Below are 11381 nucleotides of genomic sequence, written 5' to 3' on the forward strand. Positions count from 1 at the left end.
ATGTTGAATGTGCTGACGCCATCGCGGGCAAGCCCGCTCCCACAGGTGTCAGTGTTTAATCCGATTCAACCGGCAGCAGTCAGAGTGCGGCGAGGAACTTGTCTGCCGACTGGTCGCTGATCTTGACCGAGTTGGCGTCCTGTTTGTTCTGTTTCTCGGCTTCGGCCAGCTTCATCTTGTCCTGCAGGCGATCGGCGATCTCTTTGCCGATGGCCTGTTGTTTCTCTGGCGGCATGGCTTTGATGTCGTCTTCGGTCAAACCCATTTCCTTAAGGATGCTGTCGCGCAGACGCTGTTCCGGCGACTTGCTCATGTAGTCCTTGAATTCGTCCGTGGCGGAGGTGCCGGCGGTCTTGGTCGACGTGGCATCGGTCGCTTGCAGGTTTACACGCGTCTTGGCGAACGCCTCGTCGACGTTGTCGCTGATACGCGTGGCTTCGCTGACCTGCTGGGTGGCGAGTTGCGTGGCCGAGCTTTGCACCTGATTGGTGGCATCGGTGGTTTGCGCCTGCGCCTGGTTTTGCAGGGTTTGCAGCATGGCGCCGTGAAGCCCGCCTTGCAGGCCGGCCGCCGCCGTGGCGGTTGCGTCATCGGTGATGCGCTTGGGCAGATGAATCAGATCCGCTTGTTTCGAGCTGACCAACATGATGGAGGACCTTGTGGTAATTGCTGTCGGCGGTAAAGCAGCAATTACCGTGCCGTCAGAATAAGTCCCGTGAATTCAGCAGGTTAATGAATTTCCAGTTTTCAGAAGCGGTCATCCTTTGCCGTCCGGCGGCAGAAGATGACCGTTGCCCCTCAGCGATGGGCGATGTTTTCCAACGCCAGGTTGCGGGTTCGAGGACCGAAGTAGCCGATGGTCAGCATCACGATCAACATGCTGACGACGATGAACGCCAATACGCCCGGCGTGCCGAAGTGGTCGAGGAACAGACCGATCAACAGGCTGCTGAACACCGTCGACAAGCGACTGAACGAATAGCAGAACCCCACCGCCCGGGCGCGGATGTTGGTGGGGAACAGTTCGCTCTGATAGGAGTGATAACTGAAGCTCAGCCAGGCGTTGCAGAAGGTGATCATCACACCGCAGACGATCAGGCCAAAAGCGCTGGTCTGAAACGCGAACAAGGTGCCGAAGGTCATGGCGCCCAAGGCTGAGCCCACGATCTGCCATTTGTTCTCGAAACGGTTGGCGAATTTGACGAACAGCAGAGGCCCGAGCGGGTAGGCGAGGGTGATGATGAACGCGTACATCAGGCTGTGAGTGACGCTGACACCCTGACCGGAAAGCAACGCCGGCAACCAGTTGCCGAAGCCGAAGAAGCCGATGGCCTGGAAGATGTGGAAGACGATCAGCATCAGTGCCCGGCGCCGGTACGGTGGCTGCCAGATGTCGGCGAAACGGCCCTTGCCTTCGACATCGACTGCCACGGCTTCCGGTGCGTCCAGTGGCTGGCGGTAATCCTTTTCGCAGCGCGCCTCGATGCCGTCGAGGATCCGGTTCGCCTCATCGAAGCGGCCATGCTGGGCCAGCCAGCGCGGCGACTCCGGCAGGCGTTTGCGCAGCCACCAGATGAATAGCGCAAACACCGCACTGGCCAGCACCACCCAGCGCCAGCCGGACACCCCGAACGGCGCCTGCGGCACCAGCCACCAGGACATCAACGCCACCGCCGGCACCGACAGGAATTGCACGAAAAACGCGAAGGCGAAAGCCGAACTGCGCATGCGCTTGGGCACCAGTTCCGAGAGGTAGGCATCGATGGTCACCAGTTCGATACCGAGGCCGATGCCCACCAGAAAACGCATGCAGATGATCCCCAGCGCCGAACTCTGAATCCCCATCAGCACCGTGGCCACGGTGTACCAGACCAGCGCGAAGGTGAAGATCGCCCGCCGCCCGAAGCGATCCGCCAACGGGCTGAGCAGGCTGGCGCCGAGAAACAGGCCGAGGAAGGTCGCCGAGGCGAACGCAGCCTGATCGGAGAAACCGAACACGCCCTGATTACCGGTGGCGAAGATGCCGTCGCGGATCAGGCCGGGGCTGATGTAGGCGGTCTGGAACAGGTCGTAGAGTTCGAAGAAACCACCGATCGACAGCAGCGCCACCAGCCGCCAGATCGTGGCGACTGCCGGCAGGCGGTCGATGCGGGCGGAAACCTGTGCGGCGCGTATCGGGTCAATGCCGTCGCGTTGCGCGGCGGGGGCGTGTGCAGTCATGGGCCGATCCATTTTTTTATGATGGAAAAGCTTAGCCTGCTATCGGAAATCAAGGATTGTTTATATCGGCGGTTGGCACGGGAAAACCGCCGATTTCTTGCAATATCCGTTTACCTATTAGCGATTCATGCTGCGGGCACCGGATCCGGCAGCGCCGAGGCCGGCAAACCGAACACCCGGTCGAACAGCCAGTTGAAGGCGAAGGTGTAGCAAGGGATGAACACGATCAGCGCCAGATCCAGCAGAAAGGCCTGCACCAGACTGATGTTCATCCACCAGGCGATCAACGGAATCAGGAACACGATCAGTGTCAGTTGGAACCCCACGGCGTGGGCGATGCGCCGTTTGACCGTGCGGGTGCGCGATTTCTGGCGGCTTTCCCAGTGCTCGAACAGCGAGGTGTAGATGAAGTTCCAGGTCACGGCGATGGTGGTGATGATCACCGCCAGCGGGCCGGTGCTGCCGGGCGAAGTGCCGGACAACAGGGCCAGGCCGAGGGCAGAGAAGGTCATGCCGATCACTTCGTAGAGCGACACGTAGACCAGTTTGCGTTTGACACCTTGCATGGAGAATTGCCTCTTTCTTGCGACTTGTGGCCAGTGGGGCTGGCGAAGGCGACGAAAGATAGCTTCAATGTGGGTGACAGAAAAAGTCAGTAGCTTTCAGTTTTGGTGATAGGTGGTATTTTGAATTTCAACAGCGACAGCATCGAACTGTTTCTTGCGGTGATTGATCGTGGCTCGTTCTCCGCAGCCGCCCGCGCTTTGGGCCGGGTGCCTTCGGCGGTCAGCATGGGCATCGGTAACCTTGAGGCGGAGCTTGGCTATGCCTTGTTCGACCGCAGCCATCGTGAACCGCAACCGACGGCGATGGCGCTGTCGCTGGTGCCCCACGCGCGGCTGATTGCCGAACAGCTCAAGCAACTGCAGGTGCACGCGGTGGAGTTGTCGCTGGGACTGGAGAGCAAGCTGTCGATTGGCGTGGTGGCGGACATCGACAGGCGCCGCTTGCTCGCAGCGATCAAGGTGATTGCCGAGCGTCATCCGCTGCTCGACATCGAAGTGCTGACCGCGCCGCAGGACGACGTGCTGGCGATGCTGCACAGTGGCCGCATCAGCGTGTGCCTGGCGTTCGCCGGGTTGAGCATGAACGTGCTGGAGCGTTTTCAGTTTGTCGGCAGCGAACGGATGATCGCCACGCTCGCGGCGGACAGTCCGTTGTTACAGGGGCAGGATCTGTTTCTCGAAGACCTCGTACACGTGCGGCAGATCTTCGTCGCCAGTCGCGACTTGCCGATCAGCGAAACCCGGCCGCTGGTGGCCGAATCGCATTGGCGCACCGACACGCTGGAGGCTGCGCTGGAGATGGTCGAGGCGGGGTTGGGCTGGGGCAATTTCCCACTATCGGTGGTGCAGCCGTTGCTCGAAACGGGGAGACTCAAGCGTTTGAGTTTCCGTAATATCGAGAACGGCCTGGTATTACCTGTGCATGCTGTCTGGCTCAAGAGCCAGCCACTGCAAAAGGGCGCGGCAGCATTTGTACAACTGCTGAGTCAACACCAATAGCGCGGATCAAGGCTTTTTCAGCAGGTAATTATCCTGCAGCGTATTGAGCACTTGATTGAAGCTGACCGCATTGCGTCCCAGCTTGACCATGCGCTCTTCGGGCAAGTAGCTGAACTTTACGTAGAGCAATTTGCCGGACGTTTTCTGTACCTCGCTGAGTTTGTCGATGCCAGCCTGAAGACCGACAAGTGTGCCGGGAATGCTGGCGATGTCGCGCCATGCACCACCACCGGGAATGAAGTTGGTCAGTTGCGTGACGATATCTGTCACAGCATCGCCCAAGGGGAACAAGCCGGAGAAACGGCTTTGCGGCGTAAAAGGTGCAATGCCCATATAAATATCGGGAAGTTGACTGATGCGATTCTCGATCTGACGGTCTTTGTGTTTGATCAGGAACTCGATGAGTTGTGTCGAAGTGCCGATCAATACCAATGACTGTACGCCGGCGCCGGTGTCGGTAAACAGATAGTTATTGTTGCTGCCGGCAATGGCTTTCTTCAGTTCGCCGCGATCGAGAATCACGCTGTAGTTGCTACCGTCTTTGACGATGGGGGCTGGTGCGCGCCACAGGCCTGCGGGTTCGGCCAGCGCGTTTGTGGAGAGTCCGGCGAGCAGCAGGCTGCTGCCAATCAATGCGATCAGGTGTTTTATTGTGGTGTACATATTTCTTCCTTGAATGAGTTCAAACGCGACTTCGAAGTCTGGAAGTGCGTGCAAGGAATCTATAGAGCAAGCTGCATTAACGAAAGTCGCAATTGATTGCAGTGTGTAAGTTGAATAAAGGCAAGCTGTGGAAGTTTCAAAAAAGAGGCGGCCTTTTAGTAGCTTTATATAAAAGGCCGCAGTATTGCAGGGGAGCAGGTCAGGTGCTCTCGCGAATCTTCAGTTCGAAGCCCATATCTTCCACCGGTCGCGCCACGCTGTTGCCGGCCATCAATGTCAGCATCTGCTCCGCCGCTCGCCGGCCGATGGCTTCGCGCGGGGTGTTGATGCTGCTCAGGCGCGGCACCATGTGCTCCGACATCGGCAGGTCGTTGAAGCCGAGGATCGCCACTTGCTCGGGGATCCTGATCCCGTTGCGCAGCGCTTCGAGCAGGGCGCCCTGCGCCAGGTCGTCGTTGCCGAAGAAGATCGCATCGACGTCCGGATGCGCCGCCAGCAATTGCAGGAACAACTCGCCGCCCAGGCCCACGGATGATGATCGCGGGGTCAGCACTTCCAGGTCCGGGTCGTAGCGACCGGCTTTCTGCAACGCCTTGCGAAAGCCTTCACCGCGCAGCAGGGTGCGCTGATCGAGTTGCGCGCCGATGTACGCCAGACGCTTGCGGCCACGGGACAGCAAATGCTCGGCCGCGGTCTCCCCGGCGCTGAGCTGGGAGAAACCGACGCAGTTCACCCCGGCGGCGCTGTCCAGTTCCATCATGTACACGCAGGGAATGTTGCTGGCCTCGATCATCCGTCGCGAACTTTCAGTGCGGTCGAACCCGGTCAACAGCAAGCCGCGTGGCTGATAGGCCATGTAGTTGCGCAGCAGGTTTTCTTCTTCATCGCGGGAATAGTGGAAGTTGCCGATCAGCACTTCGAAGCCCTTGGGCGTGAGCACCCTATGAATGGCTTCCAGGGTATCGATGAACAACAGGTTGGACAGCGAAGGCACCAGGACCACCACCGAATGGCTCTGGGCCGAGGCCAGGGCGCGAGCGGCGGGGTTGACCACGTAGTTGAGTTCAAGCGCGGCTTTTTGCACTTTTTCCACCAGTTCGGTGGCGACGGTGCTGACCCCGCGCAGGGCGCGAGAAGCCGTAATCGGACTGACGCCAGCCAGCCGGGCGACTTCATTGAGGGTGGGACGGCCGGTGGTGCGGGTGTTTTTATCGTTTTTAGGGGTGGTCATCGGGCGGCTTGCCAAACAAAAATCAAGGCACTAAGGTAGCGCTGTCCTTATGCAGCTGCAAATGCGTAAGCGAGGTCCTGCCTGATCCTCGCTTTTTGGCGTTGGGATAAAACCTGCTGCAACCCAAAAAAACGACAAGAAGGCGTCGGCAACTTCTGCCTGTGCACTAGAGTCATAGCTAGCAAAGGTAGCGCTGTCTGCGCGCTGAGGTGTTACATGAATCATCCCATCACCGCCCTGGTCATCATGGGCGTTGCCGGTTGCGGCAAGACGTGCGTCAGCGAGGCCCTGTGCCAATTGAGCGGCGCCACTGCCATTGAAGGCGATACTTTCCATCCGGCCGCGAACATCGAAAAGATGAGCGCGGGGATCCCCCTGAACGACGAAGACCGTGCCGGCTGGCTCGACAGCCTGTGCGTTGAATTGCGTCGTGTCGATGCACTGGGCGAGCGCCCGGTGTTGACCTGCTCGGCCCTCAAACACAGTTACCGCGAAGTGCTGCGCAGCGCCTTGCCGGGTCTGGGCTTCGTGTTTCTTGAGCTGACGCCTGAAGTCGCCGCTGACCGCGTTTCCCATCGTCCGGGTCATTTCATGCCGGCGACATTGATCGAAAGCCAGTTCGCTACGCTCGAATCGCCGGTAGGCGAGCCGTTGACCCTGGCCCTGAACGCTTCGATCCACAGCGTTGAAGAACTGGCGTCGCAAGCCCACGTCTGGTGGCAGGCCCATGGTCTGAAACAGGCGGTATGAGTGTGATTGTGAAGATAGCGCTGTCCTTTCGACTTCTGATTAACCCGCTTTAATAACAACAACAAACCAGGAGACACCCCCAATGTTTGGCATGTCCCATGACGCCTACCTGCTGCTTGATGCAGTGGTCACGGTGATCGGGCTTATCGTCCTGATCACCAAGTTCAAGCTCCATCCCTTCATTGCCCTGACCATCGCCGCCGCGTTCCTTGGCCTGACCTCCGGTATGCCGATCGGCACCATCATCAAGGCGTTCCAGGACGGCTTCGGTGGCGTGCTCGGTTTCGTCGGCATCATCCTTGCGCTGGGCACGATGCTCGGCAAAATGATGGCCGAATCCGGCGGTGCCGATCAGATTGCCCAGACCCTGATCCGTGCCTTCGGCAAGGACAAGGTGCAGTGGGCGATGATGTTCGCCGCGTTCCTGGTGGGCATTCCGCTGTTCTTCGAAATCGGCTTCGTGCTGCTGATTCCGCTGGTGTTCATCGTGGCTCGCCGTACCGGCGTGTCGATCATCAAGATCGGTATCCCGCTGCTCGCCGGCCTGTCCGCCGTGCACGGTCTGGTACCGCCGCACCCGGGGCCGCTGCTGGCCATCGGCGTGTTCGGTGCCGACATCGGCAAGACCATTCTCTACGGTCTGATCGTCGCGCTGCCGACCGCCATCATTGCCGGTCCGATCTTCGGTACGTTCATCGCCAAGCACATTCCGGGCACACCGAATCAGGAACTGGTCGATCAACTGGCCCGTGAAACCGATTCGGCCAAGCTGCCAAGCTTCGGCATCACTCTGGTCACCGTGCTGCTGCCGGTGTTCCTGATGCTGCTGAAAACCTTCGCTGACGTGGCACTGCCGGACGGTCATTTCTTCCGCACCTGGATGGACATGATCGGTCACCCGATCTCGGCACTGCTGCTGGCCTTGCTGCTGTCGCTGTACACCTTCGGCGCCAAGCAGGGCATCGGTTCTCAGCAGATGCTCAAATGGCTGGATGCGAGCCTGGCGCCAACCGCCGCGATCATCCTGATCATCGGTGCCGGCGGCGGCTTCAAGCAGATGCTGGTGACCAGCGGTGTGGGTGACGTGATCGGCCACATGGCGGTCAGCGCGCAGATCTCGCCGATCCTGCTGGCGTGGCTGGTGGCAGCGGTGATCCGCATTGCGACCGGTTCGGCCACAGTGGCGACCATCACCGGCGCGGGTATTGTGGTGCCGGTGGTCGGGATGATTCCGGGTGTGAACCGTGAGCTGCTGGTGCTGGCCACCGGTGCCGGCTCGCTGATCCTGTCCCACGTCAACGACGCCGGTTTCTGGCTGGTGAAGCAGTACTTCAACATGACCGTGGCCGAAACCTTCAAGACCTGGACAGCGATGGAAACCATCCTGTCGGTGGTTGGCCTGGGCTTCATTCTGTTGCTGTCGCTGTTCGTTTAACCTCGAACGCAAGACACAAAAAAACCGCAGCGATGCGGTTTTTTTGTGGGGGCAATTCGCGAGTTACTTGGTCACCAGGCCATCCGCCCGGAACATCCCGCGAATCCCGCGTACCGCCTGGCGAATCCGGTCCTGGTTCTCGATCAGCGCGAAGCGCACGTGGTCGTCGCCGTACTCACCAAAACCGACACCCGGCGAGACGCAGACCTTGGCCTCGGCCAGCAGCTTCTTGGCGAATTCCAGGGAGCCGAGGTGTGCATAGGCTTCGGGAATCTTCGCCCAGACGTACATCGAGGCTTTCGGATTCTCGACCATCCAGCCCAGCTCATGCAGGCCTTTGACCAGCACGTTGCGGCGCTGGCGATATTGCTCGGCGATGTCGCGAACGCATTGCTGATCGCCTTCCAGCGCAGCAATCGCGGCAACCTGCAGCGGGGTGAAAGTGCCGTAGTCGTGATAGCTCTTGATCCGCGCCAGGGCGTTGACCAGTTCCGGGTTGCCGACCATGAAACCGATGCGCCAGCCTGCCATGTTGTAGCTCTTGGACAGGGTGAAGAACTCCACCGCGATGTCCTTGGCGCCCGGCACTTGCATGATCGACGGGGCTTTCCAGCCGTCGTAGACGATGTCGGCGTAGGCCAGGTCGTGTACCACCAGCACGTCGTACTGTTTGGCGAGGGCGATCACCCGTTCGAAGAAGTCCAGCTCCACGCACTGCGCGGTGGGGTTGGACGGGAAGCCAAGGATCATCATTTTCGGTTTCGGGATCGAACCGCGAATCGCACGCTCCAGCTCGGCGAAGAAGTCCACGCCTGGCACCAGCGGCACCGACCGCACCTGGGCGCCGGCAATCACGGCACCGTAGATGTGAATCGGGTAGCTCGGGTTCGGCACCAATACCGTGTCGCCCTGATCCAGGGTCGCGAGCATCAGGTGCGCCAGGCCTTCCTTGGAACCGATGGTGACGATGGCTTCGCTTTCCGGGTCGATATCGACCTCGTAGCGTTCCTTGTACCAGTTGGAAATCGCCCGACGCAGGCGCGGAATGCCCTTGGACGTGGAGTAACCGTGGGTGTCTTCGCGTTGTGCAACCTGCACCAGTTTTTCAACGATGTGCGGCGGCGTGGCGCCGTCGGGGTTGCCCATGCTCAAGTCGATGATGTCTTCGCCACGACGTCGGGCGGCCATCTTCAGCTCGGCGGTGATGTTGAAAACGTAAGGGGGGAGTCGATCTATGCGCGCAAAGCGGCGCGGCGAACCTTGTTCAGCCATTGTTGCCTCGGATAACGTAAGCGCCCGGAACCGTCCGAGCGACGCTGGTCACTGCGGTGACCTGTGGCGGAAGATAAGGGCAGCGATGGCAGACTGTCCAGCGTGCACGACAACAATTTTTTCCCAAGGAAAGCGGTTAATGGAATTCACCAGCGGCTTCTTGCTGAGCCTTTCGCTGTGCCTGGACATCGGCGTGGCCAACATCGCGATGATCACTCTGGCCATGCAGCGCGGCTATTTTCAGGGCTTCGCCCTGGGCCTTGGCACCTGCGTCGGCGACCTGATCTACGCCGTTCTGGCCCTGGCCGGGATGACCGTTTTGCTGCAATACGAAACCGTGCGCTGGGTGTTGTGGATCGGCGGTTCGGCGCTGTTGATCTACTTCGCGGCGAAGATGATCTATTCGGCGATCCACCACGAGGCGCAGTTGGCGGCGACGGCCGAAGTTGGCCAGAACTCCCATCGCAAGGAATTCTTTCGTGGGATTTTTCTCGCCATGTCGTCGCCGAGCGCGATTCTGTGGTTCGCGGCAGTGGGCGGCACGTTGATCGCCCGTTCCGGTGGCGGTGGCCCGCTCAGTTCGGCGCTGTTCCTCGGTGGTTTCCTGTGCGCCGGGTTGCTGTGGTCGGCGGGTCTGTGCTTCGCCGCGAGCCATGGCGGCAAGTTGCTGGGCGACAAACTGTTGCGCTATTCCTACATGGCATCTGCAGCGATCTTCTGCTATTTCGCAGTCTACGTGATCGTATCCGGTTATAACGAGTTCGTCGGCTCCGACGCCGCCGAAGCCCTGCACACGCTGTAAATGTGCGAAACGGGTTTGGCTTCTATACTCCCAGCCGAACCCACTTTTTTCGTTCAAGGAGTCGAGTCATGGATGAGCAAAAACGCGTCGAAGTGGCTGAACCTCGCTTCGAACATGGACACTTCCTGCTGATTGCAGGTTTTCGCGATCGCTTCACTAAAGAAACCGTTCAGGACATCCCCGCGCTGTGGGAAAAACTGATCCCGCACATCGGAAATATTCCGGGGCAGAAGGGCGAAGTGACCTACGGCGTTTGCAGCAATTTTGACGGCAACGGTGGTTTTGATTACATGGCCGGGGTCGAGATCAGGAAGCTGGACGACTTCCCGCAGGAAAAGTATCCGTGGATCGAAATCCTCCCGCGTCAGTACGCGGTATTCGAACACAAGGGTTCGCTGGACTTGTTGCCACAGACCATTGATTACATCTACAAGACCTGGCTGCCGGCATCCGAATACAAGGGCCTCAACGCCCCGGAGCTGGAACGCTACAGCGCCGATTTCAATCCGAAGCTCAATACCGGCAAGCTGGAAATCTGCGTCCCGGTCGAAAAGAAAACCTGATGAATAACCGGCAGCGCGAATCCGATTCGCGCTGCCGATGGGTTGCTACTTGCCCTTGGTCCGTCGTGCCCGCAACAGGTCGATGCCCAGGGTGATGAAGCCGAAAGCGCTGATACCCAACACCATCAACAAGCCGATTTCCATGCTGCTCATAAACTGTTCCCCTTCGGGTGACCAGAGACGGGCATCAGAAATAGACCGTCCAGAATCCGAAGAAAAGCGCTTATACGCAGGCTTTACGCCCCCTGTGCGGATCGATATGAACACCTTATTCCTTTATCCTTGGCGCCTCTGTTTTCACTGATTTCGAGCCGCCATGAACACCGTCATCCGCCATGTCACCGCCGCCGACCTGGATCGCTGCTACGCCATCGAGACCCTCGCCTATGAAGGCGACGAAGCCGCGACCCGCGAGAAGATCGCCACGCGCATCGCCACCTGGCCGGACGGTTTTATCGTCGCCGAAGTGGACGGGCAGGTGGCAGGGTTCATCAACTCCGGCGCGGCGTTCGAGGTGCAGATGTCGGACGAGGCGTTCAAGGAACTGATCGGCCACGATCCGGCGGGGCCGAACGTGGTGATCATGTCGGTGGTGGTGCACCCGGATTACCAAGGCCAGGGTCTGGCCAAGCGCCTGCTGGGCGAGTTCATCGAGCGCATGCGCGCCCAGGGCAAGGCGACGATTTACCTGATGTGCAAGGAACGGCACATTCCGCTGTACGCCGGATTCGGCTTTGCCTACATCAAGCCGTCCGAATCCGACCACGGCGGAATGGCGTGGCACGAGATGATCCTGACCCTCTGAAGAACACTGCAAATCCCCTGTGGGAGCGGGCTTGCTCGCGAAGGCGTCGTGTCAGTCGATATTTAGTTTGACTGA

The 11381-nt window shown here is 59.5% G+C and carries 12 protein-coding genes; 6 read left to right on the plus strand and 6 right to left on the minus strand.

Annotation, left to right across the window (positions count from 1 at the left end):
• Positions 1–79 precede the first annotated feature (79 nt).
• The 3 genes from ACW9HX_RS28025 to ACW9HX_RS28035 all read right to left on the minus strand — a co-directional run bounded on the left by ACW9HX_RS28025 (position 80) and on the right by ACW9HX_RS28035 (position 2786).
• Positions 80–646, minus strand: coding sequence for a hypothetical protein (locus ACW9HX_RS28025; RefSeq protein ID WP_457383074.1), 567 nt, complete (start codon positions 644–646; stop codon positions 80–82).
• Between the two features lie 152 nt (positions 647–798).
• Positions 799–2220: an MFS transporter gene (locus ACW9HX_RS28030; RefSeq protein WP_457383075.1), complete on the minus strand. Its 1422-nt coding sequence runs from the start codon at positions 2218–2220 to the stop codon at positions 799–801.
• Between the two features lie 125 nt (positions 2221–2345).
• Positions 2346–2786: a PACE efflux transporter gene (locus tag ACW9HX_RS28035; protein WP_457383076.1), complete on the minus strand. Its 441-nt coding sequence runs from the start codon at positions 2784–2786 to the stop codon at positions 2346–2348.
• Between the two features lie 120 nt (positions 2787–2906).
• Here ACW9HX_RS28035 and ACW9HX_RS28040 point away from each other — a divergent pair, with 120 nt between their 5' ends.
• Positions 2907–3785 (plus strand): LysR family transcriptional regulator, encoded by an 879-nt coding sequence (locus tag ACW9HX_RS28040; protein WP_457383077.1) that lies wholly within the window; start codon positions 2907–2909, stop codon positions 3783–3785.
• 6 nt (positions 3786–3791) lie between these two features.
• On the opposite strand, the gene ACW9HX_RS28045 is transcribed toward ACW9HX_RS28040, so the two are convergent.
• Together ACW9HX_RS28045 and gntR are read right to left on the minus strand one after the other, a co-directional pair.
• The gene (locus tag ACW9HX_RS28045; protein WP_457383078.1) at positions 3792–4502 is read right to left on the minus strand and encodes a hypothetical protein; all 711 of its coding nucleotides are present in this window, start codon (positions 4500–4502) and stop codon (positions 3792–3794) included.
• A 145-nt stretch (positions 4503–4647) separates the two neighbouring features.
• On the minus strand, positions 4648–5679 hold the full coding sequence (gene gntR / locus ACW9HX_RS28050) for an HTH-type transcriptional regulator GntR (protein ID WP_085697120.1): 1032 nt from the start codon (positions 5677–5679) through the stop codon (positions 4648–4650).
• A gap of 216 nt (positions 5680–5895) precedes the next feature.
• Here gntR and ACW9HX_RS28055 point away from each other — a divergent pair, with 216 nt between their 5' ends.
• A complete protein-coding gene (locus tag ACW9HX_RS28055; RefSeq protein ID WP_457383079.1) occupies positions 5896–6429 on the plus strand; it encodes a gluconokinase in 534 nt (177 codons plus the stop codon).
• A gap of 82 nt (positions 6430–6511) precedes the next feature.
• Positions 6512–7864: a GntP family permease gene (locus tag ACW9HX_RS28060; protein WP_457383080.1), complete on the plus strand. Its 1353-nt coding sequence runs from the start codon at positions 6512–6514 to the stop codon at positions 7862–7864.
• 63 nt (positions 7865–7927) lie between these two features.
• Here ACW9HX_RS28060 and alaC read toward each other — a convergent pair whose 3' ends face one another.
• Positions 7928–9136 carry an alanine transaminase gene (gene alaC / locus ACW9HX_RS28065; protein WP_457383081.1) on the minus strand — a complete coding sequence of 403 codons (1209 nt, stop codon included), beginning with the start codon at positions 9134–9136 and terminating at the stop codon, positions 7928–7930.
• Between the two features lie 139 nt (positions 9137–9275).
• Between alaC and ACW9HX_RS28070 the strand changes: the two genes are divergently transcribed.
• From ACW9HX_RS28070 to ACW9HX_RS28080, 3 genes are all read left to right on the plus strand, one after another.
• Complete coding sequence (locus ACW9HX_RS28070; RefSeq protein WP_457383082.1) at positions 9276–9938, plus strand: LysE family translocator; 663 nt, start codon at positions 9276–9278, stop codon at positions 9936–9938.
• A gap of 68 nt (positions 9939–10006) precedes the next feature.
• Complete coding sequence (locus ACW9HX_RS28075) at positions 10007–10501, plus strand: GyrI-like domain-containing protein (RefSeq protein ID WP_457383083.1); 495 nt, start codon at positions 10007–10009, stop codon at positions 10499–10501.
• Positions 10502–10817: 316 nt separating this feature from the next.
• On the plus strand, positions 10818–11306 hold the full coding sequence (locus tag ACW9HX_RS28080) for a GNAT family N-acetyltransferase (protein WP_457383084.1): 489 nt from the start codon (positions 10818–10820) through the stop codon (positions 11304–11306).
• Positions 11307–11381: the final 75 nt, after the last annotated feature.

The organism is Pseudomonas sp. SDO52101_S400, from assembly GCF_054071635.1.

Coding starts and splice junctions, on each gene's coding strand:
- ACW9HX_RS28055 (WP_457383079.1), top strand. CDS start 5,896: ATGAATCATCCCATCACCGCCCTGGTCATCATGGGCGTTGCCGGTTGC.
- alaC (WP_457383081.1), bottom strand. CDS start 9,136: ATGGCTGAACAAGGTTCGCCGCGCCGCTTTGCGCGCATAGATCGACTC.
- ACW9HX_RS28060 (WP_457383080.1), top strand. CDS start 6,512: ATGTTTGGCATGTCCCATGACGCCTACCTGCTGCTTGATGCAGTGGTC.
- ACW9HX_RS28025 (WP_457383074.1), bottom strand. CDS start 646: ATGTTGGTCAGCTCGAAACAAGCGGATCTGATTCATCTGCCCAAGCGC.
- ACW9HX_RS28035 (WP_457383076.1), bottom strand. CDS start 2,786: ATGCAAGGTGTCAAACGCAAACTGGTCTACGTGTCGCTCTACGAAGTG.
- ACW9HX_RS28030 (WP_457383075.1), bottom strand. CDS start 2,220: ATGACTGCACACGCCCCCGCCGCGCAACGCGACGGCATTGACCCGATA.
- ACW9HX_RS28080 (WP_457383084.1), top strand. CDS start 10,818: ATGAACACCGTCATCCGCCATGTCACCGCCGCCGACCTGGATCGCTGC.
- gntR (WP_085697120.1), bottom strand. CDS start 5,679: ATGACCACCCCTAAAAACGATAAAAACACCCGCACCACCGGCCGTCCC.
- ACW9HX_RS28075 (WP_457383083.1), top strand. CDS start 10,007: ATGGATGAGCAAAAACGCGTCGAAGTGGCTGAACCTCGCTTCGAACAT.
- ACW9HX_RS28070 (WP_457383082.1), top strand. CDS start 9,276: ATGGAATTCACCAGCGGCTTCTTGCTGAGCCTTTCGCTGTGCCTGGAC.